We start from the raw sequence: 26206 nt of genomic DNA on the forward strand, positions 1-26206 counted from the left end.
GCGCCGAACTCGTCGAACTCGCAGCGCCTGCGCGAAGTCGCAGAGCGCGAAGGCTGCAGGGTCTCGGTGCTGGCGCAGCGCGCCTCTGACCTCGACTGGAGCATGTTCGAGGGCATCACGAGCCTCGGCATCACCGCGGGCGCCTCGGCGCCGGAAGTGATCGTCGAAGAAATCATGGATGCCTTCGCGCAGCGTTATGAGCTGCATGTGGAGACGGTTTCGGCCGCCGAAGAAAACGAATTCTTCCCGCTGCCGCGTTCGCTGCGTCCCGAGGCCGCGGCGTAACCGCGATGGCGGTCTATACCGATGTTGCCGCCGATGATCTCGCGGACTTCCTGAAAAGCTACGATGTCGGCGAATTGCTCTCCTACAAGGGCATCGCCGAAGGCGTCGAGAATTCCAACTTCCTGATGCACACCTCCAAGGGCGCGTATATCCTCACGCTCTATGAGAAGCGCGTCAAAGCGGATGACCTGCCTTACTTCCTCGGTCTGATGGCACATTTGTGCGCGCGCGGCGTGAATTGCCCGCAGCCGCAGAAGAATCGCGATGGCGCGGTCTATTCGTCGCTCGCCGGCCGGCCTGCGGCGATCATCAACTTCCTCGAAGGCATGTGGCCGCGCCGTCCCACTGCAATGCATTGCGCCGGGGTCGGCGAAGCGCTGGCGAAGATGCATCTCGCCGGGCGCGATTTCCCGCTGGTGCGCAAGAACAACCTGTCGGTGGATGGCTGGCGCGGTTTGCTCGACCTCGCGGCACCGCGCGCCGACACCGTGCAGCCAGGGCTGCGCGCTTTCCTGCAGACCGAACTCGATCATCTCGCTACGCATTGGCCGAGCGATCTGCCGGAAGGCGTGATCCATGCGGATCTGTTTCCGGACAACGTGTTCTTTCTCGGCGACAAGCTGTCCGGCCTGATCGACTTCCCGTTCGCCTGCAACGACATGCTGGCCTACGACGTGGCGATCTGCCTGAACGCCTGGTGCTTCGAGCCGGATCTGTCGTTCAATGCCACCAAGGCGCGGGCTTTCCTCAACGCCTATGAAAGCGTGCGGCCGTTGACCGGTGCCGAGCGCGCGGCGTTTCCGCTGCTGGCGCGCGGTGCGTCGATCCGCTTCCTGCTCACGCGGCTGGTGGATTTCCTCAATGTGCCGGAAGGCGCCTTCGTGAAGCCGAAGGATCCGGTCGAATATGTCCGCAAGCTGCGCTTCCACCAGTCGGTGAAATCGATGGCCGATTACGGCGTCGAAGCGGCGAGGCTGCCCGCGTGACCACTGCGACGCCTGTGACGATCTATACGGACGGCGCCTGCTCGGGAAATCCCGGTCCCGGCGGCTGGGGCGCGATCCTGCGGTTCGGCGATGCCGAGAAAGAGCTGAAGGGCGGCGAGGCGCACACCACCAACAACCGCATGGAGCTGATGGCGGCGATCTCGGCGCTGGAAGCGCTGAAGAAGCCGTGCTCGGTCGATCTGCACACCGACAGCCAGTATCTGCGCAACGGCATCATGAGCTGGATTCACGGCTGGAAGAAAAACGGCTGGAAGACGTCGGACAAGAAGCCGGTGAAGAATGTCGACCTGTGGCAGCGCCTCGATGCCGCGCTGAAGACCCATGATGTGCGCTGGCACTGGGTCAAGGGCCATGCCGGCCATGCCGAGAACGAACGTGCGGATCAACTGTCGCGCGACGGGCTGGCGGAGAACAGGGGCCGGTAGTTCTTTTCTTCCCCTCTCCTAGGGCAGCTTTGCTGAGCTGGGGGAGAGGGGAAGCAAGAAAACCTCAGCTCAGAGCTGGCCCAGCAGCGTGTCGCCGCCGGAGACTTCGACCTTGCCCGGCGCCGGCTCGAGGTTGAGCTTGGTCACCTTGCCGTCTTCCACCAGCATCGAATAGCGCTGCGAGCGGATGCCGAGGCCGTTGCCCGAGGCGTCGAGCTCCATGCCGATGGCCTTGGTGAAGTCGGCATTGCCGTCGGCCAGGAACACCGCTTCGTCGCGCAGGTCGGTGTCTTTCTTCCAGGCGTTCATCACGAACACATCGTTGACGGAGATGATTGCGATGGTGTCGACGCCCTTGTCCTTGATGGCATAGGCGTTCAGGAAGATGCTCGGCAGATGCATCTTGTGGCAGGTGCCCGTATAGGCGCCGGGCACGGCGAACAGCGCAACCTTCTTGCCCTTGAAGATGTCATCGGTGGTTTTCACGGCCGGACCTTCGGAGGTCATGACACGGAGCTTGGACTCGGGCAGCTTGTCGCCAACTTGAATGGTCATCGTCGATCTCTCCTGAAAGGTGGGGTGAGTGTGTTTAGACCGGCTGCATGACGCGGGCAATATTGGGCGTTGCGCAAAGCCAGGGCAGCGGCCTCGAACACCGTTCTCAGGGCGAGGAGCGCGCCTCTTGGCGCGCGTCTCGAACCATGGCGATGTGCATTGCTGCCATTCTTCGAGACGCGGTCGAAGCCGGCCGCTCCTCAGGATGAGGCCGGAAGATGTCGAAGGCTCTACCCGCCGAAACCGCCGGCATCGAGAAAGGCCTGTTCTTCGGGCGTGGTGCTGCGCCCCAGCACCCGGTTACGGTGCGGGAAGCGGCCGAAACGCCGGATGATATCGGCATGCTCGTCGGCGAATTTCAGGTTGTCGGTCTCGCCGGTCGCGCGAAACAGTGCGCAGCAGCGCTCCTGATCGGCAAGGTCTTCCGAATGCATCAGCGGCATATAGACGAACTGCTGCATCTGCTGTTCGACCCGCTGATCGACGCCGCGCGCGACAGCCCTGACCGTGAGGTCGCGAGCGAGGCGGTCGCTGGAAAAGGCCCGCGGATCGTTGCGGAACATGTTGCGGGGAAACTGGTCGAGCACGAGGATCAAAGCGAGGGTGCCTTCGTCACTGGCCTCCCATGACGCAAGCTTGCCTGCGACGGCCTCGTCCCACAGCGCGCGAAAGCGGCTGGTGATCTCGGCATCGAAATCGTCGTTCTTGGCGTACCAGCGGTCCCAGCCGGCGTCTTTCCAGAAGGCGATGATGTCGGCGGGAGTCGTTGCAGTCATGCTGAAATCCATAGGGTGGGCCATGCGAAAGCGGGCCCACCCTATAGCAGTGCCTCAGGCCGCTGAGGCCTGCTTCTTCTCGTCGCGGAGTTCGCGGCGCAGGATCTTGCCGACATTGGTCTTCGGCAAGGCGGTGCGGAATTCGATCTGCTTCGGCACCTTGTAATTGGTGAGCTGGGTGCCGCAGAACTTGATGATGTCCTCGGCGGTGACGTTCGGATCCTTCTTGACGACGAAGGCCTTCACCGCCTCGGTGGTCTTGGCATCGGGCACGCCGATCACCGCGCATTCCAGCACGCCGGGATGGCTGGCGATGACGTCCTCGACCTCGTTCGGATAGACGTTGAAGCCGGAGACCAGCACCATGTCCTTCTTGCGGTCCACGATCTTGGTGAAACCGTCGGGGCTCATGATGCCGATGTCGCCGGTACGGAAGAAGCCGTCCGCGGTCATCACCTTGGCGGTCTCGTCCGGCCGGTTCCAGTAGCCCGACATGATCTGCGGACCCTTGGCGCAAATTTCGCCGGGCTCGCCCAGCGGCACTTCGTTGCCGTCGTCGTCGCGGATCGAGATATAGGTCGAGGGCACCGGCACGCCGATCGAGCCGTTGAACTGATCGACATCGGCCGGGTTGCAGGTCAGCGTCGGCGAGGTTTCCGACAGGCCATAGCCTTCGGCGACGAAGCAGCCGGTCACCTTCAGCCACTTTTCGGCTACAGCCCTTTGCACCGCCATGCCGCCGCCGTTGGAAATCTTCAGCTTGGAGAAATCCACCTGGTCGAAGCCGGGCGTATTCAGCAGGCCGTTATAAAGCGTGTTGACGGCCGGGAAGCTGTTGACCTGATATTTCATCAGCTCCTTCACGAAGCCGGGCATATCGCGCGGGTTCGGGATCAGGAGGTTGACGCCGCCGGCGCGCACGGCAAGCAGGAAGCAGGCCGTCAGCGCGAAGATATGATAGAGCGGCAGCGCGCAGACGATGAACAACTGGTCCACATGCGGCGGCTTGCGCAGCGCCGGCTGCAGCCACGCATCGTTCTGCAGCACATTGGCCAGGATGTTGCGATGGCGCAGCGTCGCGCCCTTGGATACACCGGTGGTGCCGCCTGTGTATTGCAGGAAGGCGACGTCATCGGGGCCAAGCACCGGCTTCTTCATCTTCATGTTGCGGCCGGCGGAGACTGCATCGTTGAACCAGACGGCGCCCGGCAGGTCGTAGGCCGGCACCATCTTCTTCACGCGGCGGACCACGAGATTGACGATCACGCCCTTGAAGCCGAGCATGTCGCCCATGCTGCCGAGGATGACGTGTTTCACATTGGTTCTGGCAATCACCTGCTGCACCGTGGAGGCGAAGTTCTCCAGCACGATGACGGCTTCGGCGCCGGAATCCTTGAGCTGATGCTCAAGCTCGCGCGGGGTGTAGAGCGGATTGACGTTGACCACCGCATAGCCGGCGCGCAGCACCGCGGATGTCGCGATCGGATATTGCAGCACGTTGGGCATCATCAGCGCGACGCGGGCGCCCTTGGCGAGGCCCTTGCTCTGCAGATAGGCGCCGAGCGAGGCGGACATTTCGTCGAGCTCACGATAGGTGATCGACTTGTCCATGCAGATGAAGGCTTTGCGATCGCGGAATTTGGCAAAGCTCTCTTCGAGCAGATCGACCAGGGACGGATACAGATTGACGTCGATGTCGGCGGGCACGCCTGCCGGATATTGCTTGAGCCAGATGCGCTCCATGACACTTCCCCCTCGATTTGATTATTTCGTGGAAGTATTGAGCAAAGCTGTCCTTGATAGCAAGGCGCGGCGCAACATGATGCGGCCGGAAACGGCTGCGTTAACGATGATCTCGGGCATCATCGACGAAGGTCTAGGTGCGCGGAGCTGCCGCAGCCGGCTTGGCTTCGCCGGTGGTCGCCTTCGGTGCGGGCTTGGCAGCGGCCTTGGGCTTGGCCGGCGCTGTCGCAGCGGCGGTGCCTGCCGTGGCAGGCTTGGCGGCTGCAGGTTTGGCTGCCGCGGGTTTCGCTGTTGCAGGGGCGGCTGCCGCTGCAGGCTTTGGCGCGGTGGCATCCGGCTTGACGGCTGCCTGTCGGGAGGCGGCGGGTTTGGCCGCAGGCTTGGCGGCTGGCTTCGCGTCGGCGGTTGCTGCGGGCTTGGCGTCCTTGGTGTCGGCTGCCGCGTCCGGCTTCCTGGCGGCTGTCTTCGTGCCCTTCTTGCCCTTGGGCTTCGGCGTCTGCCGGGCTTCTTCCACCGCATTGGCGGCGATCAGGTCGGCGCCCACTTTCTTCGGTCCGGTATAGACGATCACCGGCTCGACCGGCGCGGCGGCTGCGGCGATCATGTCGACCGGGCGCAGCGTCGGCGGCTGCAGGCCGGTGGTGAAGAACGACATGGCCTGGCTGCTGGCTTCGTTGCTGGCGGTGACTTCATCATCGGCGTCGCTGGCCGGGCGCTTGCGTTTCGGTCCGCACATCTCGTCGCGCAGGTTGGGCGGCGCGGCGTCGATCGGTGGGAGGGCATCCACGGTGCCGAGCGCCGGCTGCAGCCAGGTCAGGCCGCCTGTGCCGCTGTTGAAACCGCGCTCCAGCAGTTGCGCGGCCTTGACGGCGCGCGCCTGGCCGGACGAGGCGCCGAGAACCACCGCGATCAGCCGCTTGTTGCCACGGGTGGCGCTGGCCACGAGATTGTAGCCGGAGGCGCAGATGAAACCGGTCTTCATGCCGTCGGCGCCGGGATAGCGGCCGATCAGCTTGTTGAAGTTCGGGGTGATGCGACGGCCGAATTTGATCGCAGGAATATGGACGAAATATTCGTATTCCGGCAGGTCGCGGATGATCGCACGCGCAAGGATCGCGAGGTCGCGCGCCGAGGTGACCTGTTCGTCGGCAGGCAGGCCGTTCGGATTGACGTAGTGGGTCTGGGTCATGCCGAGCTTCTGCGCCGTGGCATTCATCATCGCCGAGAAGCCGTCGATGGAGCCGCCGACGCCTTCGGCGAGCACGACGGCCATGTCATTGGCCGACTTCACCATCATCATCTTCAGCGCGTTATCGATGGTGACCTGCGTGCCGGCCTTGAAGCCCATCTTCGATGGCGACTGGGCGGAGGCGATCGGCGACACCGTCACCACTGTGTCGAGGCTGATGCGTCCCTGCTTCACCGCCTGCAGGGTGACATAGGTCGTCATCAGCTTGGTGACGGAGGCGGGATGCCACGGATAGGTCGCGTTCTCGGCCTGCAGCACCTTGCCGGTATCGGCTTCGACGAGCAGCAGCGCTTCAGCGCTGGCCGTGCGAGGCGCGGCCACGCCCAGCACGAGTGCTGCGGCGAGGGGGAACCAGTTGAATGACAGCAGGCGGCGCGATGCGAAGTGAAACTGCACTATCCGATTCCGGTCCTTTGCGGCCCGCCTGCAGTGCTCCGGCACCGCGCGCAGCAATTCTTGGATTTGAGGTTCGGGGCTCTCGTGTCGGTCTGCCGTCACGCGGCGACAGCAGCAAACCTATACCGGTCGAGAGCATCAGAACAGTGGCGAGCCGGTTAAATCGGTGATGAAAGGGGCCAAATTTCGACCGGTTCTCCAAAGACATCAAAGGGGTTCGGCGGCATCGGGCAGGCCCATGCTGGCGCGTGCGTCCTCCTGGACCATGAACTGGGCGGCGGCCAGACTGGCGAAATAGCCGCCTTGCATCACGAGTTCATCGAAAGTTCCCGCTTCGATCACGCGGCCGTTCTCGAATACCAGAATGCGCGTCGCATTGCGGATGGTGGACAGCCGGTGCGCGATCACGAAGGTGGTGCGGCCCTTCATCACTTCATCGAGAGCGACGTTCAGCTTGGCCTCGGTCACGGCATCGAGCGCGCTGGTGGCCTCGTCAAGGATCAGGATCGGCGGGTCCTTCAGCAGCGCGCGGGCAATCGACAGCCGTTGCCGCTCGCCGCCGGACAGCATGCGGCCACGCTCGCCGGCATTGGTGTTGAAACCGTTGTCGCTGCGCTCGATGAAATCGAGCGCCTGGGCGCGGGCGGCGGCAATCCGCAACTCTTCGTCCGTCGCGTCCGGCTTGCCGACGCGCAGGTTGTCCGCGATGGAGCGGTTGAACAGCAGCGCCTCCTGGAACACGACGCCGATGTTCCGGCGCAGGCCTGACAGGGTGAGGGCGCGGATATCCATGCCGTCGATGGAGATGATGCCGGATTGCGGATCGAAGGCCCGGTGCAGCAGCGCGATGGCAGTTGACTTGCCGGCGCCGGTGGAGCCGACCAGGGCAATGGTCTGGCCGGGCAGGGCGGTGAAGGACAGATCCGCGATGGCCGGCCGCTTGCCGTCATAGGAGAACGACACGTCGTTGAACTCGACCATGCCCTGCAGCCGGCCGGGGTCCACGGCATCGATGCGATCACGTACCGCAGGCACGGCATCGAGCACGTTCATGAAGTCACGCAGCCGCGGTGCCTCCATGAAGATGGTGTTGATGAAGGAGACCACCTGTTCGAGCTTCTGGATCAGCATCGTCGCGAAAGAGACGAACATCACGATCTCGCCCACGGTGGTGAGGCCCTGCTGATGCAGCGCGATGCCGACGGTGAAGATCGCCAGCACGGTGATGGTGGTGGAGGCGCGCGTCATCACCGAGACCAATGCCCACCATGACAGAACCGGCATCTGCTTTTCGAGCAGCTGGCTGGAGACGCCGCGCAGGCCCTGCACCTCGGCATCGATGCGCGTGAAACTCTGCACCAGCGCGACATTGCCCAGCGCATCGGAAGCGCGGGCGGAGAGGTCGCCGTAATGTTCCTCGACGTCGCTCTGCATGCCCGACGTCTTGCGCACGACCATGGTGGTCAGCACGGTGAACACGACGCACAGGATCACGAGCAGGATCGCCAGCCGCCAGTTCAGATAGATCGACAGCGGCAGCAGCACGAACAGCGAGACGATGGAGGCGAAATGTTCGCGGAAGAAGCCGAGCCAGACGCGCCACAGCGCATCGGTGCCGGCCAGCATCACTTTCATCAGGCGTCCTGAATGCGTGCCGGTGTGGAAGGTCAGCGGCAATTGCATGATGTGTTCGAAATAATCGGTCAGCACCGCCTGGCGCTGGCGATGCGCGAGGCGATCCGCATGAAGGGCCACCACCGCCCCGCAGACGATGGTGAACAGGCCGAACGCGACCCATGCCGCCAGCAGCGGCCAGGGCGACGCGCTGTCCGTCTGCATCGCCGCCGTCGAGAGATTGCCGGAGAGCACGTCGATGATCCGGCCGAACAGCACCGGCTCGGCGAATTGGGCGCCGGCCAGCAGCAGATTGGCGCCCGCAAGCATCCAGCCGAGGCGCTTCTCCTTGCCGAGCAGCTCCAGCACACGGGTGTAAAGACGGATCATGGGAGGTCACTCAGCGCAGCGCGAACGGGACAACCGATTGCGCATAGTCTAGGCGGGGACGGCAGCCGAATACAGCTTCGGGAAAAGTTGTTCAGTTGAACTTCTTCAGTTGGTCTCTTCAGTTGATCTTGCGGCCGACCGAGCCCGGCAGGAAGCTGTCGTCGAAGATGTCGGCGGCGGAAGGGCGCTTCTTGAAGGTAAAATCCTCGGCGATCTCGATGAGCGACGCTTCAAAGCGTGCGGCGTCGATGCCGCCCAGCCCGTCACGGCGGACATCGTCGGTCAGGATATTGTCGGCAATGGCGGTGCGCAGCCGCGCCAGTTCGAGCTCGCGCGAACCACTCTCCATCTGGGTCATGACGTCGGTGATCGCCATGGCCGGGTCCCTGATCGCCAACTGCGTCCCTGCGGTGACGGCGCGAATGAACGCTTTCACGGCCTCGGGCCTGGCGGCAGCGAATTTCGGATTGACGATCAGCGCGAGGCCATAGGCGGCGGAGCCGAATTCGGCAAAGCGAAATACTGCGAGATCGTCGGCGGGGACGCCGCGGTCGCGCAGGTTGACCGCCGAGAGATAGGAGAAGCCGGTGACCGCATCGACCTGGCCGGCCGACAGCATCGGCTCGCGCACCGCGGCGCTGATCTTTTCCTGCTTCACGGCGGCAAGCTTGATGTTGTTGCGCTTGGCCAGCGCCGGCCACAGCCGGATCGCAAGATCGCGGTCAGCGACCCCAAGCACTTTCCCTTCAAGGCTGCCGAGCGAGATCACACCGCGGCTCTTGCGGGCGACGATGGCATAGGGTGCGACATTGAGCAGGACGAAGACGGCTTTCACCGTCGCGGCATCTGACTCGCCGCGATAGCGGATCAAGGCATTGAGATCGGCCAGCGCCATGTCGCTGGCACCGGAGGCGACCCGCGCGATGGCCTCCTTCGATCCTGCGGCGACGGTGGTGGTCACATTCAGGTTCTCGGCCCGGTAAAGTCCGCGGGCGTCGGCCAGCACGAAGGGCGCAGCAATCGCGTCGATTGCGCGATCGAGCGCGAACTGGATGCTGGCGGGCGTCTTGTCGTCGTCTGCGGCGGCCCGTCCCGAAGATGCGCAAAAAGCCACGGAGCCCAGCGCACTCAGCGAGAGGAGGACATGCCGTCGGGAAATGTTGGTCGCGTTTCTGGGCATCAAGATACTTAACGACTGACGGATCGGCAGTTACCCCGCCGGGCATGTCTGATTGATGGCGCCACGGTGCGACATCTTGCGCGTCGTTTCTACCTGTAAAACGCTGAACGGGAGATGACTGCCCTGATTTGAACACCGATCGTTCAGCTGCCGTTGGGGTTGGGGAACTCATAGTGCCCGAAGTGGTTGGCTAGCTGAGGCCCGCAGGGCCAGACGACCACGGAGGACATTGAGATGTTCGTACGAAATGGATTGTTCAAGTCGACTGGCCGCGCCGCCATCGTGGCGACAGTTGCGGCCATGACGATCTCGGCAATTGCGCCGACCGGAGCATTCGCAGCGACTGCAAAGAGCACGAGTCAGGTCGCGGCCACGCACGGCACCAGCGACGCCACTGATTTCAGCAGCGCGCGCCGTCGCCATTATCGCGGTGGCGGCAATGCTGCCGGCCTCGCGGCCTTTGGCGCCATCGTCGGCACCATTGGCGCAATTGCCGCCACGCAAAGCCGCCGCGACTATTACTACGATAACGGTCCGGGCTATGGTTATTACGGCGGTGGCCCAGCCTATTATGGCGGCGGCCCGGTCTATTACGGCGGAGGCCCGTATCGCGGCTATGGCGGTGGCTATGGGTATGACAATTCCCGTCGTATGACCTGGTAATTGTGCGATCGGTCACAGATCGTCATCGAACTGTCACGTCACTATCAATCGCCGGTCGCGTCCGCGGCCGGCGGTTGTCGTTGTCGCAGACACTTGAGGGCCAGGCGTTAACGCGCTGGCCACGGCTTTGAGATAGTGTAGTTGAATGAGTGATTCGCTCGACCGGCTTTATCAGGCGGTGATCGCGGCCAAGGATCTCGATCCGTCGGTCTCGCGAACGGCCCGGCTTTATCAGCAGGGACCGGAAAAGATGGCGAAGAAGCTGGCCGAGGAGGCCATCGAGGTCGTCATCGATGCGATCAACCGCAAGCCCGACGCCGTCATTCGCGAAAGCGCCGATCTTCTCTATAATTTGACCGTATTATGGGCGGCTGCGGGTGTACGCCCGGAACAGGTCTGGGCTGAGATGAGCCGGCGCGAGGATATGCTCGGTATCGCCGAAAAGCTTCCGAAGCCACCGAAACGGCCCAAATCCATCGAGCAAAACGCTGCGCGGCGACCAATTGTCGCGTTGGAAGGTCGTCGCCTGCGCAAGTTGAGCTGAGCTTTTCGTCTCGCGCGTGTCAGCCCGGCCATAGACAAATCGGCGTCAGGATGGTTCATCGCGGACCATGCTCAGACGAATGTATGATTGGTGCATCGACGCCGCCCACAAGCCCTATGCCCTCTGGATTCTGGGTATCGTGTCGTTCGCGGAAAGTTCGTTCTTTCCGGTGCCGCCGGATGTGATGCTGATTCCGATGGCGCTGGCCCGGCCGCAGAAGGCCTGGCTCTATGCCGGCCTCTGTACGCTGACCTCGGTGGCCGGCGGCGTGGTGGGGTATCTCATCGGCGCAGTGTTGTATGACTCGGTCGGCCAATGGGTCATTCATTTCTATGGCTACGGCGACAAGGTCGAGGCATTCCGCGCTGGCTATGCCGAATATGGCGCATGGATCATCCTGCTGAAGGGGCTGACACCGATCCCCTACAAGCTTGTCACCATCACGTCAGGTTTCGCCAACTACAATATCTGGATGTTTGTCGCGCTGTCGGTGGTTGCCCGGGGCGTGCGCTTCTATGTCGTGGCCGTCCTGCTCAACCGGTACGGCGTGTGGATTCGCGAGACCATCGAGAAGCGGCTGGGTCTGTGGGTGGGGCTGGGCGTCGGCGTGCTGGTGCTCGGCTTCATCATTGCATTCCGACTCTTCTAGATCAGGATGCTTCCCCCGGCGCAGGTGTCGGGATACGTTTCGCATCATGTCTGATTTGACCCGTCTGCTGGCTCCGGTAACCCGCAACTGCGTCGTCGCTGCAACCGCCGCGCTGGCCGTCGGCGCAGCCACCGTGTGTGCCTGGTCGCAGGCCATGCAGCAGCAGCCGGCACCGCAGAAGTCGATCACGATTCAGGTTGTGCCGGCTCCCTCGACGGCATCCCCGCCTGCAGCGGCTCTCGCGCCCGCTCCGATGGCTGAACAGGCGCCGCCGCCGTCACCGCCGCCGGCGCCCGAGAATCCCGGCCTGTTCAACGAGATCGGCAAGCTGTTCAAGAATTCCACCTCGCTGCTGCCGTCGCTGCCCGCCATGCCCTCGCTGGGGACTGACAGCCTGACCAAGCTGAACACGGTGGTGAAGGGCCGGATGGCCTGCCCGGTCGCGGCCAATGGCGCGCCGGACTGCAAGGCGGCCTCCGACAAACTCTGCCAGAGCAAGGGTTTCAAGGAAGGCAAGAGCCTCGACACCGACGCAGCGCAAAGCTGTTCGCCCAAGGCCATGATCCCCGGCCGCACGCCGGAGCCGGGTGATTGCAAGACGGAGAATTACGTCACCCAGGCGCTCTGCCAATAGGTCTATGCCGGCAACAGTCCTGCTGCGCGATAGCTCTCTATCAGCGTGTCAAAGAGCGAGATATCCGCGCGGCCTCGGGCCATCAGCTGGGCGCCGACAATGGCGGCGAAGATGGCGCGGGCGCGCCGCTCGCTCTCTTCAGGGCTTGCCGCTGTCGCTGCGGTGAGAACCCTGCCCAGCCATGCCACGTTGATATCGGTGAAGGTCCGAACCTCTTTTTTCACAGGTTCCGGCAGGTCGTCATATTCGGCAGCCATGAAGCTGCAGAGGCACATGCGATTGTTGTTTTCGAGCGCCTTGCGAAAGGTCTCGGGATATTGGCGCAGGCAGAGCAGGGGATCCGCGGCCTCGGCGAGCAGCGCCTCCAGAGAGGCGGCTGAATCCTCCCAGTAGCGCCTGGCGACGGCGGCACCGAGATCGGCCTTGCTCGGGAAGTGATGGTAGATGCTCGCAGCCTTGATGCCGACCTCTGCCGCAAGATCGCGGAAGTTCAGGCCGCCATAGCCGTGCGCCTGCGCGGTCCGCTTCGCTGCCGTCAGGATGGCTTCCCTGGAATTCGAACTCATATCCCGGCCTCACAACCCCGTGTCTGTATCTACCAAGTGGTAGATAGGCGTTGACGCCTGTAAATCAAAGCCGTAAATATGCCTACCAACTGACAGGTAGGATAAACGATGAATACTCAGATCTCCGATGGCGATGCGATCCCGATGATGACGATTCACGATTGGCACACCGGCCCCTATCCCGGACGGGTCCGGATCGCTCTGGCGGAGAAGAACCTTCAGTCGCGCGTCCGGTTCGTGTCGGTCGATCTCTGGAAAGGCGAGCACAAAACGCCCGAATTCCTCGCCAAGAACTATTCAGGCACGCTGCCGGTGCTCGAACTCAACGACGGCACTTTCATTGCCGAATGCACGGCCATTACCGAATATCTCGACGCGCTTGACGGCGCCCCCGTGCTCACCGGGAGGACGCCGCGCGAGAAGGGCATGATCCACATGATGAGCAAGCGTGCCGAGCTGGAGCTGCTCGACGCCATTAGCGTCTATTTCCATCACGCAACGCCAGGGCTCGGACCCCATGTCGAGATCTATCAGAATGCCGAATGGGGTTTCCGTCAGCGCGACAAGGCGCTCAGGGGCATGGCGTATTTCGACGGGGTGCTGAAAAAGCAGCCGTTTATTGCCGGCGCGTTTTTCTCCATGGCCGATATCACGGTGATTGGCGGTCTGATCTTCGCCGGACTCGTGAAGCTCGAAGTACCTGCAGAGTGCGCGGCGCTTCAAGCATGGTACGCAAGGATGAACGAGCGCCCAAGCGTCAAGAACCGTGTGACGATGTCAGATCCCGCCGGAGCGTCCGTCTGAAGTCATTGCCAATGAATGCTCGATGATCCGGGGCAGCCTCAACCGTCCAGGTTGATGGGATACCGCTCGGCGCCTGGACTTTTTCTCCCGCAGCGCAATTGCCATCCGCCCCCCGCTTCTGGCATCGTCCGCCCGCACCCGGATCGACCGGGGGCGGGCGCGCGCGATTGCGTACCAATCAAGAAAAGAAGTCGAGGATTTTCCATGTCGATGCCGGCATTGTTCAAGAACCGCCTGTCGCTGCCCGTGATCGGTTCGCCGCTGTTCATCATTTCGGTGCCGGATCTCGTCATAGCGCAGTGCAAGGCCGGTATCGTCGGCTCGTTTCCCGCGTTGAATGCGCGTCCGGCGGCGCTGCTCGATGAGTGGCTGCACCGGATCAAGGAAGAACTCGCCGCGCATGACAAGGCGCATCCGGATCGGCTCTCCGCGCCATTCGCGGTCAACCAGATCGTGCACAAGTCCAACAACCGGCTCGAGCAGGACTTGGCGCTTTGTGAAAAGCATAAGGTGCCGATGATGATCACCTCGCTTGGCGCACGCGAAGAACTCAATCAGGCGGCCCATGCCTGGGGCGGCATCGTGTTTCATGACGTCATCAACCAGCGTTTCGCGCACAAGGCGATCGAGAAGGGCGCTGACGGCCTGATCCTCGTGGCTGCCGGCGCCGGCGGTCATGCCGGCGAAATCTCGCCGCTGGCTTTCGTGGCCGAGACCCGCAAGTGGTTTGACGGCCCGATCGCGCTGTCGGGCGCCATCGCCAACGGTCGCGCCATTCGCGCCGCGCGTATCCTCGGTGCCGACTTCGCCTATATCGGCTCGGCCTTCATCGCCACCACCGAGGCCAATGCGGTGCCGGGCTACAAGAACATGGTTGCGTCGTCGGCTGCGGAAGACATCGTCTATTCGAATCTGTTCACGGGCGTGCACGGCAACTATCTGAAGCCGTCCATTATCGCCGCCGGCATGGATCCGGACAACCTGCCGGAGTCAGATCCGACCAAGATGAATTTCGGTACCGACGCCAGTGGCGAGCGCGCCAAGCCGAAGGCCTGGAAGGAAATCTGGGGCAGCGGCCAGGGCATCGGCAGCGTCGACAGGGTCGTGCCCGTCGCAGAACTCGTGGCGCGCTTCAAGAAGGAATACGACGAAGCGATCGATCCGCCGCTGTAAGGTCTTTGCTGCGTAGGGTGGGCAAAGCGAAGCGTGCCCACCACGCCGATCGAAGGTGGGCACGGCGCAAGAGCGCCTTTGCCCACCCTGCAAATATCATCAAGCACGGACTTCCAAACAATGGACGCCATCTATCGCGTGGACGGCAATCATGTCGTCACCAGTCCGCATGCCGCGGGGCCGTGGAATGAGACCATGCAGCATGGCTCCGCGCCGTCGGCGCTGGTGACGTGGCTTGCCGAGCAGATGCCGACGGCGAGCCCGATGCATGTGACGCGCGTCACCATCGATCTGCTGCGGCCGGTGCCGGTCGCGCCACTCACTTTCGAGACCGAAGTGCTGCGCGAGGGCCGCAAGATACAGCTCGTCGGCGTCAGACTGATGGCGAACGGCACCGTCGTGGTGCGTGCGACGGTGCTGAAGATCAGGGCGGAGGCGCAGCCGCTGCCGCCGGAGATTGCCGATTCGCCGGTCACGGTGCCGCCGCCGGATCAGGGCGGATTGCTGGAGCCGCGTTACGCGAGCAGTCCCTTCGTCACCGGCATGAGCATTCGCGCTGTCCGTGGTGGCTTCCTGTCCCTGGGGCCGGGCGCGATCTGGTACCGGGCCAACCGGCCGATCGTCGAAGGCGCCGGCCTTTCGCAGGTGATGCGCGCGGTGATAGCGGCAGATTTCAGCAACGGCTCCTCGCCGGTGCTGAGTTTCGACGACTGGACCTTCCTGAATGCCGATCTCACGGTGAGCCTGTCACGTCCGCCGGTGGGCGACTGGATCCTGCTCGATGGTGAAAGCTGGATCGGGCCGGATGGCGCCGGCCTCGCGGCCTCCAAGCTCGCCGATATCCATGGCTATTTCGGCCGGGCGGTGCAGAGCCTGGTGATCGAGAAGCGCTGACCGCCCACGCTCCGGCCCCGGCGAATTATTTTCGGGTTGGCTGGGAACCGATTGATATTGCCCCGGTTATCGCGCGTCAGGGGGCGGTATGGGTTCGACGCACGTGCAAGACGATAAAGCCAGGACCGGCATCTGGGGATTGGATAATATCCTCTCCGGCGGATTCTCCCGAGGTCACATTTTTCTGGTCGAAGGCGCGCCCGGTACGGGAAAGACCACCGTAGCCCTGCAGTTCCTGCTGGAGGGCATGCGGGTCGGCGAAACATGTCTCTACATCACGCTCTCCGAGACCGATCGCGAGTTGCGCGCCGGCGCAGCATCTCATGGCTGGACTCTCGACAAGGGCATTGAAGTTTTCGAACTCCTGCCACCGGAAAGCCTGCTCGACGAGGATCAGCAGCAGAGCCTGCTCTATTCGTCGGATCTCGAACTCGGCGAAACCACCAAGCAGATATTCGAGGCGGTGGAGCGCACGCAGCCGAGCAGGGTCGTCCTGGACAGTCTGTCCGAAATCCGGCTGCTGGCACAAAGTTCTCTGCGCTATCGCCGTCAGATCCTGGCCATCAAACATTACTTCGCGCGATTCGGCACCACGGTGATGATGCTCGACGACCTCACGGCCGAAGTTGCCGACAAGACGGTTCATAGCGTCGCCCACGGCGTGTTGCGGCTGGAAGAGCTGGCGCCCTCCTATGGCGCCGAGCGCCGGCGTGCGCGCGTGATCAAGTATCGCGGCGTCAAGTTTCGCGGCGGATATCACGACGCCACCATCACCACAGGCGGCCTCAATATCTTTCCGCGGCTGGTCGCATCCGAATTCCGGAACAGCATGGATCGCATGACCAAGTCGAGCGGCATTGCGCAACTCGACCAGCTGCTGGGCGGCGGTATCGAGACCGGTTCGAGTACGCTGATTCTCGGGCCCGCCGGCACAGGCAAGTCACTCGTGGCGATCGTCAATGTGGTCGCGGCCGTCAAACGCGGCGAGAAGGCGGCCATGTTTATCTTCGACGAGGAGCTTGGACTGCTGTTCGATCGCATGAAGGGGATCGGAATCGATCTTGCCGCCATGCAGGCGAGCGGTCATCTGTTCGTCGAACAGGTCGATGCTGCTGAATTGTCGCCGGGTGAATTCGCGCATCGCGTCCGTCGTCAGATCGACGAGCACGAGATCAAGACCGTCGTGATCGACAGTCTCAACGGCTATCAGGCCTCGATGCCGGAAGAAAATTCGCTGATCCTGCACATGCATGAGCTGCTGCAATATCTCAACCGCACGGGTGCCGCGACGTTCATGACGGTGGCGCAGCACGGCCTCGTCGGCGACATGAAGGCGCCGGTGGACGTCACCTATCTCGCCGATACCGTGATCCTGCTCCGTTACTTCGAAGCAAGCGGCAGCGTTCGCCGTGCGATGTCCGTGATCAAGAAGCGAACCGGTGCGCATGAGTCGACCATTCGCGAGTACCGGATCGACGGGCGAGGCCTCACGATCGGCGCGCCGCTCAGCGAATTCCAGGGCGTGTTGCGCGGCGTACCCATTTACAACGGTCAAAGCTCTCTGCTTGAGGGAACCTCGGCGTGAAACCGGGGCGTTCCTCCGAGCGCGCCGTCATCCTTGCTCCGACAGGGCGCGATTCTGCAGTGGCTGCGGCATTGATCCGCGAGGCCGGTTTTTACGCGCAGTCCTGCGCGGATTTTCCGGCGCTCCTCGAGGAGATCAAGGGCGGCGCCGGTGTCGCCGTCATCGCCGACGAGGCGATCAAGACCATCGATCTGCGCGGTCTTGGCCACTGGCTGCACGATCAGCCGTCATGGTCCGATTTTCCCATCGTGCTGCTGACGCGTCAGGGCGGCGGACCGGAGCGCAATCCGGATGCCGCGCGGCTCGGACAGTTGCTGGGCAATGTGACGTTCATCGAGCGTCCGTTTCACCCGACCACATTGATTTCGGTCGTCGGCTCAGCCGTCCGCGCGCGCCGGCGTCAATATCAGACGCGCGCCATTCTCGAAGACCTCGGCGACAGTCAGGGATTGCTGCAGACGGCGCTCGATGCGGGACGGCTCGGGACGCTCGAACTGCATCTGCCCGAACTTCGGCTTGAGGTCTCGGATACGACCAAGGCATGCTTCGGCCGCCGGCCGGATCAGTCATTCACGTTCAGCGAGTTGCAGGCCGCGGTTCATCCCGATGATCGTGAACAACGCCAGCAGGCACTCGACGCGACGCTGATGGCCGGCGCGGATTACAATGTCGAATACCGCAATATCTGGCCGGACGGCTCGGTGCATTGGGTCGAGACGCGTGCGCGCATGGTCCGTGGGGCTGACGGCAAGCCGAAAACGCTGGTCGGCGTCTCCGTCGATATCACGGCGCGAAAATCTGCCGATATCGATCGCGACAATTTGCTGGCGCAACTGACGGCGGAGCGGTCCGCGCTTGCCGAGCTCACGGCGACGCTCGAACAGCGCGTCGAGGAACGCACCAATGAGCTGATGAAGGAAGTCGCGGCGCGCGAGAAGGCGCAGGACCAGTTGCGCCAGGCGCAGAAGATGGAGACCATCGGCCAGCTCACGGGCGGCGTCGCGCACGACTTCAACAATCTGCTGATGGCCGTGATGGGTAATCTGGATCTGCTGCGCAAGCGCATGCCGGACGACCCGCGGCTGAAACGTCTCGTCGATGGCGCGATGCAGGGAGCCGAGCGCGGCGCGTCGCTGACGCAGCGGCTATTGGCCTTTGCACGGCAGCAGGATCTGAAAGCCGTGGCTGCCGATTTGGGCGCGCTGGTTCGCGGCATGATCGATCTACTGGAACGTTCGCTCGGGCCGCGCGTGGCGCTGCGGCTGGATATTCCCGGCGATCTGCCGCGGGCGCGGATCGATCCCAACCAGCTCGAACTGGCGATTCTGAATCTCGCGATCAATGCGCGCGACGCCATGCAGGACGGCGGCTCCATCGATATCAGGGTGAAGAAGCACCAGGTCGGCAAGGGCGACCCGGTTCTGAAGCCCGGCGATTATCTCAAGGTGTCGATTATCGACGATGGCGCCGGCATGTCGCCGGAGACGTTGAAGAAGGCGATCGAGCCATTCTTCTCCACCAAGCCGGTTGGCAAGGGCACCGGTCTTGGTTTGTCCATGGTGCATGGACTGGCCGTGCAGCTCGGCGGCACGCTCGATCTCTCGAGCGTCGTCGGCAAGGGAACGACGGCGACCCTCGTGCTGCCGGTCACCGACAAGGCGCCGGAGGCGGCCGATACGGCCAATGTCATGCGCCATGCCGCGCGCTCTGCCGTGATCCTGTTCGTCGATGACGATCCTCTCATCGCGATGTCGACGACGGAGATGCTGGAGGACCTCGGCCATCGCGTGATCCCCGCGAATTCGGGGCTGCATGCGCTGGAGATTCTGAAAAGCGATGAGCCGCTCGATCTGATGATGACGGATCATGTGATGCCCGGCATGACGGGCATCGAGCTGGCGGCTTATTCCCGCGAAATGCGGCCGTCGCTGCCGATCCTGCTCGCCACCGGCTATGCGGATTTGCCGGAAGGCGCTCAGCTCGACCTGCCGCGGCTTGCCAAGCCGTATCATCAGGATCAGCTCCGGGATCGGCTCGATCAGCTGCTGGGCTGAGCCGTGCCGGCAGGGTGGTATCAATCTGCCAGCGCCGCAGCAAAATTAACCATTCGTTAAATCCTGTGGAACCAACAATGCCTCAGTCGGGAATCAAACCGATTCAGGGGCCAGCATGGATATCGAAGCCTATTTCGCGAAGACGCCGGCTACGATCGAGGAGATCAAGGCACGCGTGGCCGCAGCTTTCGGTCGTCACCCCCTGTGTCGCGACGTACGGTTCGACATCGTCAGCACGCCCCGCACCGGCAAGGGCGCGAACTGGACCATCAGCATGCAGTCGGTCGCCCCGGACGCGCTGTGGGAAGCTTCCGATATCGTCAGCGATATCCAGGAAGCCTACGTTCTCGCCAACGCTGCCTGAACGTCTAGAGTACTATCGCACCGTTGCAGCATGGTTAGGCCTTAATTAATCTCCATTTGTGAGGACGATACCTCAGGGGTTCCTCAATTGCGGAGACTGGCTTGACGCGCGCGCTGACCCTTCTTGTGCTGGGCTGTCTGCTGCTGACCGGCGTGGCCGTCGCGAGCATTCTCGGCCGCGACAGCATCCCATCGCTGTCCTATGACGACAGCGCCGCACAGAACTCGGTCGCGGTTTCGCGCGGTCCCGTGTCCAACACCCAAGGCAAGAAGGACAAGCTGGCGGTCGCCGGCGCCGTGATGGCGTCGCTCGATCCGCAGCAGGTCCCGGGCGTCCAGACTCCTGCGGTAGATGGCAGTCCGTTGCGCCAGGCCTTTGCATCCGACAGTCCGATCGAAGCGCCCGGCGCGACGGTGCTTGCGCCGATCGTGGTGCCGCAGCCCGCCGCCAAGCCCAAGGCTGCTGCCAAGCCGGCGCAGAAAACCTATGCGCTGCTCAGTGATGCGCAGATTTCGGCGATCAAGAGCCGGCTCAATCTGACCGCCTCGCAGGAATCCTATTGGCCTGGGGTCGAAGCGGCGCTGCGCAACGTGGCGCGCAGGATCCACGAGACCAAACAGGCCCGTCCTTCTGCCGGCACTCCGCCGATCGATCCCGACAGCGACGAGGTGCAGCAGCTCAAGTCCGCTGCGATGCCGTTGCTGTTCCAGCTGCGTGAGGATCAGAAGCGCGAAGTCCGTGCACTGGCGCGCATGATCGGACTCGAAAAGGTCGCGTCCGCGATCTGAGCGTCTGTCACATGCGGCCCGTCGGCGACGCATGACTGTCACAACCCGCAACGCAATACGCATGCGCCACCAAAAAAATTTGCCTGAGGCTCTCCGACAGTGAAGCCGATCAACGATAGGCTCGCCGAATGGGCAGCGCGGTAGCGCCCGGCCCAAATGATCCGCAAATTGCCAACGCGCATGGTCTCGCATTTCGCGTCAACGATCCGCCGTGGATCATCGGGCACCCTCGGCCCGGACAAGGGCATCGGCTTCTTTGCGCGCACATCGATCAGCCCGTCCGATCGCAATCTGATCAGCTTCTATCTCGATGGAGGCATTCAGGTCTCAGGTTTTTCGGCGGAGCGGCCCGACGACAGGTTCGGCATCGCCATGACCTATGCACGCATTTCGGATGGTGCGCGCGGGCTTGATCGTGACGTCCAGCTTTTCACCGGCATTCAATCGCCGATTCGCGATTTCGAAGCCGTGCTGGAAATGACTTATCTCGCAATGGTCGCGCCGGGCGTGGCGGTGCAGCCGGTGTTTCAATATGTGATGCATCCCGCTGGCGGCGCCGTCGATCCCAACGATGCCACGCAGACGAAGCGTATCAAGGACGCCGCAGTGTTCGGCGTCCGCACCACCATCAATTTCTGAAATGACTCAGCAGGCCGCTTCAGCCGGTGTCTTGGTGAGACCGGCTGCGGCGTCGGCGATCATCTCATAGGACTTGAGCCGCGTGGCGTGGTCGTAGACGTCCGAGACGATCATCAGTTCATCCGCGCCGGTCTCCTCAACCAGCGCAGCGATGCCGGCGCGAACCGTCTCCTTCGAGCCGATGATCGAACGACGCAGCATCCCCATCGCCTGCATCTTCTCGGCCGGCGACCAATAGGTTTCGATATCGTCGATCGGCGGCGCGCTCAGCCCGCGGGTGCCGCGGAACATGTTGGTGAACGACATCTGCTGCGTGGTCCACAGCCGCTTCGCCTCGGCATCGGTGTCGGCGGCGATGATGTTGACGCCGACCATCGCATGGGGCTTCGCCGACTGCTCGGATGGTTCGAAGTGCTGGTGATAGATCTGCAGGGCCTGCAGCAACTGGTCGGGCGCGAAATGCGAGGCGAAAGCATAGGGCAGGCCGAGGGCCGCGGCGAGCTGCGCGCCATAGGTCGAGGAGCCGAGGATCCATAGCGGCACGTCGGTGCCTGCGGCAGGCACCGCCTGCAGGCGCTGGTTCGGACCAGCGGGGGCGAAATAGGCCTGCAGCTCCTGGACGTCTTGCGGGAAATTGTCTGAATTCTGCAGCGAGCGGCGCAGCGCCCGCATGGTCATCTGGTCCGTGCCGGGTGCGCGGCCGAGGCCGAGATCGATGCGGCCGGGAAACAGCCGGGCCAGTGTACCGAACTGTTCGGCGATGACGATGGGGGCATGGTTCGGCAGCATGATGCCGCCGGCGCCGACGCGAATGGTCTTGGTGCCCGCCGCGATATGGCCGATCACCACCGAGGTGGCCGCGCTGGCGATGCCAACCATGTTGTGATGTTCGGCCACCCAGAAGCGCTGATAGCCCCATTTTTCCGCATGGCCGGCCAGATCCCGGGAATTGTCGAGCGCGCCGCGCGCGTCGGTATCCTGGGTGACGCGGACGAGGTCGAGAATCGAAAGTGCGGTCATGACGGGGCTCCCATTGCCCTCGGCATGTGGGAACGGCTGCGGCAGATTGCCAGCCGTTTGCATGGCGGGCATGGCTGCCCGGCGTTCCCCCGAGCGGTCAGATCAGACCCGCATGGAAGGCTCGGACGATCGCGGCGCATTCGGCCGGCTTTTCCATCTGCATGAAATGCGAGGCATCAAGCACGGTGGTGAAGGCGAAGCCGCCATCGCGCGCAAAAGCACGCTCCACGTCGACGAACGGGCTGGTTCTCGTCTTTGGCTCCCCGGCGACGAGCTTCACCGGCAGCCTGACGCTGCACATCCGCTCCCAGGCGCCGGGGAGATCCTGCATGGTGAAGATGCTGGCCTCGAATTCCCGGGGGCAGGCGAGTTCATAGAGCTTGCTCTCGTCATTCCAGCGCAGCGTTGAAGAGGCGAGTGCCTGCAGCCCGGCATCGTCAACCCCGGCGAAGGCCGAGCTGCGGCGATAGGACTCGAACAGCTCCTGCACATTCGGAAAGGTCGATCGGCGCTGTGCGGCGCGCGCGATGAGTCTGTCACTGTCCGCGTGGAAGCTCTGGAATTCGGGATAGTGGCTCGGCGGCGTTGCCGGCGGTTCGAAGCCGACGATGCCGATCCACGGCGTCTCATATTCGGCGGCATGCAGCAGGGTCGTCAGGGCGCTCATCGAATGAAATGCGCCGAGGCTCGGCGCCGCGCCGAGTTCGCGGGTGATCCCCTGCATGATCGCCTCATAGTCCCGGATGAGCTGCGGCCAGACATGCGGGATGGGCTGGCGATACGGACTGCTGCGGCCGTGATGACGAAAGTCAAATACAACGGTCTGGTAGTCATCGGTGAAGTGGCGCCAGAAGCTTTGAAAAGCATCGATGGCGAGGCCATTGCCATGGCTGCAGATGATCCGCGGACCTTGTCCGTAAACGCGGACGCTGGCAGTGGCGCCGTCTTCGAGCAAAACCTGAAAAGCGTGCGTCTCGGCCGCAAGGGCCGGAGCGGAAGGCGCATAGTCCATAGGGGGAAGAATCCGTTATATTTTGGAGCAGAAGGCGAAGCTGTCGCATGCTTTGCCGGACCGCAGAGTCTGAGAGACTTTGTCTGAAAGACTTCGCTGCTCACCGTCAGTTCGTACGCAGGTGCAGGATACAAAGCGCGGCGGGGTGGTTCAAGCCACAGCCGGTCATACCAGCTCAGCTGGAACGCCGGAGGATCGCCACCCGCCCGTCGAGCGGGATCGTCGCGTGTCCGTCGGTCACCGGTATGCGCCGCCACTCGGCGTCGTCATTCGGACGGTTGAAGAAGAGCGAAGCGGCGGGACCCTCGACGGCGATGTCGATCGGCTCCGTGGGCAGCGAGATGTCTTCGGCCTTCTCTACATTCCAGCAGCGCACCGCGCGCCACACCGCAAGCAGCGGCTGTCCCTGCGCATCCTGGAACGCGATGTGCCGCAGTTCGGGCGATTGCGCGGCGACGCGAAGCGGTTGGCTGTCGCTGGCGCGGCGTGCGCCCTTCAATGCGGATAGGAGATTCCGGATCGCATGGTAGCCGGGCTTCGGCGAGCCGTCATTGCGGACGAGGCCCCAATGATGCTCTCCGTCATCGGGATTGGTACCGCCATCGAAGAATTCGTAGAGGAATGTCCGGAGAATGCCGAGGCGGAAGTTGTTGAGCAGCAGCCGCGGCAGATAAAGCGCTGCCGCCGTCTCCGACACGCCGGAGGTGCCGGGCTTCACGACATTGCAATAGCCGCATTCGGTTGCCAGTGCGGGTGCGCCGGGTTTGAACGCGTCGCGCATATTGTGCAGATACCAGGACACGGCGGCATAGTCGTTGGTTGTTTCCGGCTCTTGCGCCTTCTGTACATAGGAGTGGATGGCGACGGCATCGCTGAACTGCGCGGCCGGGCGCAGCAGCGCGACATCGGCGGGCTTCCAGTTGATCACGCTGGGCGACAGCAGCGGGAGTTGTTCGGCCGCATAGCGCGCGCGCAGCGCAGCGTGCACTTCGCGCTGATAGTTCACGACCACATTGCTCCAGCCCGGCTTCGCCAGCGGGAGCGACAGGAACCAGTCGCTGTTGCCCTCGTTCTGGCCCTCCATCGCCGAGACGCGCGCGATGCCGAGCGCGGCGAGGTAGGTCATCATCTCCGGCACGGTGTTGGTCGCCGGCGACACCACAATATTGAACAGGATGTTCGCGCGCTCGTTCAGCGCGCGCCAGCGATCGAGGTCGTTGCCCGGCCGCAATTCGTCGCGCAGATGGCGAATGCCTGATGCCGCGAGCAGATCGTGGAAACGGTCGAAATGACTCGCATATGGCTCGCTGCTGATATGCACATTGACGCCGACACTGTCGGTGAACAGGTCGGATGGACCGGGGAGAGGCAGGGCAGCCAATGTTGCCGGCCGCAGCATGATCGACGCCGCGCCTCCGGCCAGCAACGCGCGCCGGTTGAGGCCGGTCATCGCGCGGCGCCGCGCGCCGATAGGACAGAGCACCTCGATCCAGGCAATTGGTTCATGTGGGAAGACTGCTGCCAGAATGAGCCCGAACAACGGCTGGAATGGTGGTCCAGCCGGCGCCGGCGGTGCCGGGCGCGGGCACGATAGCAGAAGCCTGCACGGGGGAAAGCACGCGCATTTCGGCATGAGTTGCGCTGCGATCACAGAGTTAACCGGGAATCAGATCAGGAGATTCAAGGAGCATTAGCGTTTCATCCCCTACGTTCGCCCTCGGATCGAGAATATGGCGGCCGGACAATGCCGCCTGGAGGGCGAGATGAGAACCTTGGGTTCGGCTTTGGACGATCAGAAAGGATTCGGCCAAGGCTTCGACTTCCTGCGCATAGTCCTGGCGACCGGGATCATTGCCTGGCACACCGCGCAGCTCAGCGGCCATCTCGACATGGCGCGGGCGTCGCCTTTCTGGTTTTCCGAATTTCTGCTGGTTCCAATGTTCTTCGCGCTGAGCGGCTTCCTGGTGGCGGGGAGCAGTCTGCGGCTGTCGCCGCAGAGCTTTCTGCTGAACCGCGCTGCGCGCATCGTGCCGGCGCTGGTGGTCGATATCGTCTTCGCGGCATTGCTGATCGGCCCGCTGGTGACTAGCCTGCCATTGAAGGACTATTTCACCAGCAGCGGCTTCCTGAGCTATTTCTTCAATCTCGCCGGCTGGATGCACTACACCTTGCCGGGCGTGTTCGAGAGCAATCCTTCCACCGAGGTCAACGGCGCGCTATGGACGGTGCCGTTCGAGATCTGCTGCTATGTTGTTCTCATCGGATTGATGCTGTCCGGCGCGATGAAAAGCACCAGATGGGTGTCGTTGCTGACTTATGTCGTCCTGATCGCGGGCATCCCGCTGCGGGTGATGGCGACGCAGCTTGCCGATGGCGAACCGTCGGCGCTGAAGATGCTGGCGATGGATCTGTTCTGCAATCGCTCGTCGTTTCTGCTGCCGTCATTCCTGCTCGGTGTTTTGCTTTATCAGAAGCGCTACTCAATCCCGTTCTCTAGAGCGGCCGCGCTTGGCCTGGTCTGTGCGGGCGTTCTCGTCAGCGTCTTCAGCAGCACCGAGGTCGTGTTCGGCAATCCGAGCAGCTACGCGATCGTGCTGCCTTTGCTGGCCTATCTGACGGTTGCAATCGGCTTGTCGCCGATGCCGCGGATTCCGGGATTTGGCGGCGGCGACTATTCGTATGGGCTGTATCTGTACCACGTCCCCTTCCTGCAACTGCTGATCTTCTTCTTTCCGAAGACCTGGAGTGGCGAGTGGTGGTGGACGCTGTTCTTCGCCGGCTACCCGGTCGCGCTGGCGGCTGCCATGTTCTCCTGGCACGTCATCGAATATCCGGTGTTGAAGCTGAGGAAGACCTTTGCGGTCAGGCACCGGCCGGAGGATGCCCCCGACAATCCGCTGCTCCCGATCGCCGCACCGAAGGCGCGGTCCAGTGTGGGCAGATTGGTCTGATGTCGATTGGGAGGCCGCGTGCATGCCTGCCGAAATGGTGCGCCATTCAGAACATAACTACGAACTGCTATATCATTGAAATAAAAGTATAATTTATGCGAACGAAATTTCATCGAGCGTCGACCGGCCGCTATGCGCCGAGACTGTTGAAAAAGTCGAAAATTGGTCGACCTAAAAATTGCGCCAACATCCGCGTGTCATTCGGCCTGCAATATTGACCCCGTAAGCCGGGGGATCGGCGTCCAA

Annotated in this window: 25 protein-coding genes and 1 pseudogene; 16 read left to right on the forward strand and 10 right to left on the reverse strand. The window is 62.9% G+C overall.

Annotation, left to right across the window (positions count from 1 at the left end):
• The 3 genes and pseudogenes from ispH to rnhA form a co-directional block, all read left to right on the forward strand.
• A pseudogene (gene ispH, locus ACEK02_RS32475) lies at positions 1-285 on the forward strand (4-hydroxy-3-methylbut-2-enyl diphosphate reductase); the annotation flags it as partial.
• 5 nt (positions 286-290) lie between these two features.
• The gene (locus tag ACEK02_RS32480; RefSeq protein ID WP_371425927.1) at positions 291-1271 is read left to right on the forward strand and encodes a homoserine kinase; all 981 of its coding nucleotides are present in this window, start codon (positions 291-293) and stop codon (positions 1269-1271) included.
• The gene (rnhA, locus tag ACEK02_RS32485; RefSeq protein ID WP_089267674.1) at positions 1268-1717 is read left to right on the forward strand and encodes a ribonuclease HI; all 450 of its coding nucleotides are present in this window, start codon (positions 1268-1270) and stop codon (positions 1715-1717) included. The genes ACEK02_RS32480 and rnhA overlap by 4 nt, the downstream gene beginning before the upstream one ends.
• Before the next feature lie 69 nt (positions 1718-1786).
• Here rnhA and ACEK02_RS32490 read toward each other — a convergent pair whose 3' ends face one another.
• The 6 genes from ACEK02_RS32490 to ACEK02_RS32515 all read right to left on the reverse strand — a co-directional run bounded on the left by ACEK02_RS32490 (position 1787) and on the right by ACEK02_RS32515 (position 9620).
• On the reverse strand, positions 1787-2272 hold the full coding sequence (locus ACEK02_RS32490; RefSeq protein ID WP_371425930.1) for a peroxiredoxin: 486 nt from the start codon (positions 2270-2272) through the stop codon (positions 1787-1789).
• 230 nt (positions 2273-2502) lie between these two features.
• The gene (locus ACEK02_RS32495) at positions 2503-3048 is read right to left on the reverse strand and encodes a DUF924 family protein (protein WP_371425932.1); all 546 of its coding nucleotides are present in this window, start codon (positions 3046-3048) and stop codon (positions 2503-2505) included.
• Between the two features lie 54 nt (positions 3049-3102).
• The gene (locus ACEK02_RS32500; protein ID WP_371425934.1) at positions 3103-4791 is read right to left on the reverse strand and encodes a long-chain fatty acid--CoA ligase; all 1689 of its coding nucleotides are present in this window, start codon (positions 4789-4791) and stop codon (positions 3103-3105) included.
• A 133-nt stretch (positions 4792-4924) separates the two neighbouring features.
• Positions 4925-6436, reverse strand: a complete 1512-nt coding sequence (locus ACEK02_RS32505) for a D-alanyl-D-alanine carboxypeptidase family protein (protein ID WP_371425936.1) — start codon at positions 6434-6436, stop codon at positions 4925-4927.
• Positions 6437-6643: 207 nt separating this feature from the next.
• Complete coding sequence (locus ACEK02_RS32510; RefSeq protein ID WP_371425938.1) at positions 6644-8440, reverse strand: glucan ABC transporter ATP-binding protein/ permease; 1797 nt, start codon at positions 8438-8440, stop codon at positions 6644-6646.
• A gap of 118 nt (positions 8441-8558) precedes the next feature.
• Entirely contained in the window at positions 8559-9620 is a 1062-nt protein-coding gene (locus tag ACEK02_RS32515) for an ABC transporter substrate-binding protein (protein WP_371425940.1), read from the reverse strand.
• 234 nt (positions 9621-9854) lie between these two features.
• Between ACEK02_RS32515 and ACEK02_RS32520 the strand changes: the two genes are divergently transcribed.
• The 4 genes from ACEK02_RS32520 (at position 9855) to ACEK02_RS32535 (ending at position 12110) form a co-directional block, all read left to right on the forward strand.
• Complete coding sequence (locus ACEK02_RS32520; protein ID WP_371425942.1) at positions 9855-10283, forward strand: hypothetical protein; 429 nt, start codon at positions 9855-9857, stop codon at positions 10281-10283.
• Between the two features lie 145 nt (positions 10284-10428).
• Positions 10429-10827 carry a phosphoribosyl-ATP diphosphatase gene (gene hisE / locus ACEK02_RS32525; RefSeq protein WP_371425944.1) on the forward strand — a complete coding sequence of 133 codons (399 nt, stop codon included), beginning with the start codon at positions 10429-10431 and terminating at the stop codon, positions 10825-10827.
• Positions 10828-10894: 67 nt separating this feature from the next.
• Positions 10895-11476 carry a YqaA family protein gene (locus ACEK02_RS32530; protein WP_371425946.1) on the forward strand — a complete coding sequence of 194 codons (582 nt, stop codon included), beginning with the start codon at positions 10895-10897 and terminating at the stop codon, positions 11474-11476.
• 46 nt (positions 11477-11522) lie between these two features.
• Positions 11523-12110, forward strand: coding sequence for a hypothetical protein (locus ACEK02_RS32535; RefSeq protein WP_371425948.1), 588 nt, complete (start codon positions 11523-11525; stop codon positions 12108-12110).
• Between the two features lie 2 nt (positions 12111-12112).
• On the opposite strand, the gene ACEK02_RS32540 is transcribed toward ACEK02_RS32535, so the two are convergent.
• Positions 12113-12676, reverse strand: coding sequence for a TetR/AcrR family transcriptional regulator (locus tag ACEK02_RS32540; protein WP_371425950.1), 564 nt, complete (start codon positions 12674-12676; stop codon positions 12113-12115).
• 147 nt (positions 12677-12823) lie between these two features.
• Here ACEK02_RS32540 and ACEK02_RS32545 point away from each other — a divergent pair, with 147 nt between their 5' ends.
• From ACEK02_RS32545 to ACEK02_RS32580, 8 genes are all read left to right on the forward strand, one after another.
• Positions 12824-13480: a glutathione S-transferase gene (locus ACEK02_RS32545; protein ID WP_371425974.1), complete on the forward strand. Its 657-nt coding sequence runs from the start codon at positions 12824-12826 to the stop codon at positions 13478-13480.
• A gap of 204 nt (positions 13481-13684) precedes the next feature.
• A complete protein-coding gene (locus tag ACEK02_RS32550; protein WP_371425952.1) occupies positions 13685-14653 on the forward strand; it encodes an NAD(P)H-dependent flavin oxidoreductase in 969 nt (322 codons plus the stop codon).
• Positions 14654-14773: 120 nt separating this feature from the next.
• Positions 14774-15547: a thioesterase family protein gene (locus tag ACEK02_RS32555; protein WP_371425954.1), complete on the forward strand. Its 774-nt coding sequence runs from the start codon at positions 14774-14776 to the stop codon at positions 15545-15547.
• Positions 15548-15635: 88 nt separating this feature from the next.
• Positions 15636-17132: an ATPase domain-containing protein gene (locus tag ACEK02_RS32560; protein WP_371425956.1), complete on the forward strand. Its 1497-nt coding sequence runs from the start codon at positions 15636-15638 to the stop codon at positions 17130-17132.
• The gene (locus ACEK02_RS32565; RefSeq protein ID WP_371425958.1) at positions 17129-19186 is read left to right on the forward strand and encodes an ATP-binding protein; all 2058 of its coding nucleotides are present in this window, start codon (positions 17129-17131) and stop codon (positions 19184-19186) included. The genes ACEK02_RS32560 and ACEK02_RS32565 overlap by 4 nt, the downstream gene beginning before the upstream one ends.
• Positions 19187-19301: 115 nt before the next feature.
• Positions 19302-19550: a hypothetical protein gene (locus ACEK02_RS32570; RefSeq protein WP_371425960.1), complete on the forward strand. Its 249-nt coding sequence runs from the start codon at positions 19302-19304 to the stop codon at positions 19548-19550.
• A gap of 101 nt (positions 19551-19651) precedes the next feature.
• Positions 19652-20338: a hypothetical protein gene (locus ACEK02_RS32575; RefSeq protein ID WP_371425962.1), complete on the forward strand. Its 687-nt coding sequence runs from the start codon at positions 19652-19654 to the stop codon at positions 20336-20338.
• Between the two features lie 168 nt (positions 20339-20506).
• A complete protein-coding gene (locus ACEK02_RS32580) occupies positions 20507-20977 on the forward strand; it encodes a carbohydrate porin (protein WP_371425964.1) in 471 nt (156 codons plus the stop codon).
• A 6-nt stretch (positions 20978-20983) separates the two neighbouring features.
• On the opposite strand, the gene ACEK02_RS32585 is transcribed toward ACEK02_RS32580, so the two are convergent.
• The 3 genes from ACEK02_RS32585 to ACEK02_RS32595 form a co-directional block, all read right to left on the reverse strand.
• Positions 20984-21997, reverse strand: coding sequence for an LLM class flavin-dependent oxidoreductase (locus ACEK02_RS32585; protein ID WP_371425966.1), 1014 nt, complete (start codon positions 21995-21997; stop codon positions 20984-20986).
• Between the two features lie 97 nt (positions 21998-22094).
• Positions 22095-23009 (reverse strand): alpha/beta fold hydrolase, encoded by a 915-nt coding sequence (locus ACEK02_RS32590; RefSeq protein ID WP_371425968.1) that lies wholly within the window; start codon positions 23007-23009, stop codon positions 22095-22097.
• Between the two features lie 175 nt (positions 23010-23184).
• Entirely contained in the window at positions 23185-24459 is a 1275-nt protein-coding gene (locus ACEK02_RS32595) for a hypothetical protein (RefSeq protein WP_371425970.1), read from the reverse strand.
• Positions 24460-24772: 313 nt separating this feature from the next.
• Between ACEK02_RS32595 and ACEK02_RS32600 the strand changes: the two genes are divergently transcribed.
• Positions 24773-25960 (forward strand): acyltransferase family protein, encoded by a 1188-nt coding sequence (locus ACEK02_RS32600; protein WP_371425972.1) that lies wholly within the window; start codon positions 24773-24775, stop codon positions 25958-25960.
• Positions 25961-26206 lie beyond the last annotated feature (246 nt).

This window comes from Tardiphaga sp., from assembly GCF_041424195.1.
Lineage (GTDB): Bacteria > Pseudomonadota > Alphaproteobacteria > Rhizobiales > Xanthobacteraceae > Tardiphaga.

Bases quoted from the DNA above. Each gene is read 5' to 3' on its own strand.
- ACEK02_RS32520 (WP_371425942.1), top strand. From the start codon at position 9,855: ATGTTCGTACGAAATGGATTGTTCAAGTCGACTGGCCGCGCCGCCATC.
- ACEK02_RS32590 (WP_371425968.1), bottom strand. From the start codon at position 23,009: ATGGACTATGCGCCTTCCGCTCCGGCCCTTGCGGCCGAGACGCACGCT.
- ACEK02_RS32560 (WP_371425956.1), top strand. From the start codon at position 15,636: ATGGGTTCGACGCACGTGCAAGACGATAAAGCCAGGACCGGCATCTGG.
- ACEK02_RS32510 (WP_371425938.1), bottom strand. From the start codon at position 8,440: ATGATCCGTCTTTACACCCGTGTGCTGGAGCTGCTCGGCAAGGAGAAG.
- hisE (WP_371425944.1), top strand. From the start codon at position 10,429: ATGAGTGATTCGCTCGACCGGCTTTATCAGGCGGTGATCGCGGCCAAG.
- ACEK02_RS32500 (WP_371425934.1), bottom strand. From the start codon at position 4,791: ATGGAGCGCATCTGGCTCAAGCAATATCCGGCAGGCGTGCCCGCCGAC.
- ACEK02_RS32585 (WP_371425966.1), bottom strand. From the start codon at position 21,997: ATGACCGCACTTTCGATTCTCGACCTCGTCCGCGTCACCCAGGATACC.
- ACEK02_RS32570 (WP_371425960.1), top strand. From the start codon at position 19,302: ATGGATATCGAAGCCTATTTCGCGAAGACGCCGGCTACGATCGAGGAG.
- ACEK02_RS32555 (WP_371425954.1), top strand. From the start codon at position 14,774: ATGGACGCCATCTATCGCGTGGACGGCAATCATGTCGTCACCAGTCCG.
- ACEK02_RS32595 (WP_371425970.1), bottom strand. From the start codon at position 24,459: ATGACCGGCCTCAACCGGCGCGCGTTGCTGGCCGGAGGCGCGGCGTCG.
- ACEK02_RS32490 (WP_371425930.1), bottom strand. From the start codon at position 2,272: ATGACCATTCAAGTTGGCGACAAGCTGCCCGAGTCCAAGCTCCGTGTC.
- ACEK02_RS32540 (WP_371425950.1), bottom strand. From the start codon at position 12,676: ATGAGTTCGAATTCCAGGGAAGCCATCCTGACGGCAGCGAAGCGGACC.
- ACEK02_RS32495 (WP_371425932.1), bottom strand. From the start codon at position 3,048: ATGACTGCAACGACTCCCGCCGACATCATCGCCTTCTGGAAAGACGCC.
- ACEK02_RS32600 (WP_371425972.1), top strand. From the start codon at position 24,773: ATGAGAACCTTGGGTTCGGCTTTGGACGATCAGAAAGGATTCGGCCAA.
- ACEK02_RS32535 (WP_371425948.1), top strand. From the start codon at position 11,523: ATGTCTGATTTGACCCGTCTGCTGGCTCCGGTAACCCGCAACTGCGTC.
- ACEK02_RS32480 (WP_371425927.1), top strand. From the start codon at position 291: ATGGCGGTCTATACCGATGTTGCCGCCGATGATCTCGCGGACTTCCTG.
- ACEK02_RS32550 (WP_371425952.1), top strand. From the start codon at position 13,685: ATGTCGATGCCGGCATTGTTCAAGAACCGCCTGTCGCTGCCCGTGATC.
- ACEK02_RS32515 (WP_371425940.1), bottom strand. From the start codon at position 9,620: ATGCCCAGAAACGCGACCAACATTTCCCGACGGCATGTCCTCCTCTCG.
- ACEK02_RS32545 (WP_371425974.1), top strand. From the start codon at position 12,824: ATGACGATTCACGATTGGCACACCGGCCCCTATCCCGGACGGGTCCGG.
- ACEK02_RS32530 (WP_371425946.1), top strand. From the start codon at position 10,895: ATGCTCAGACGAATGTATGATTGGTGCATCGACGCCGCCCACAAGCCC.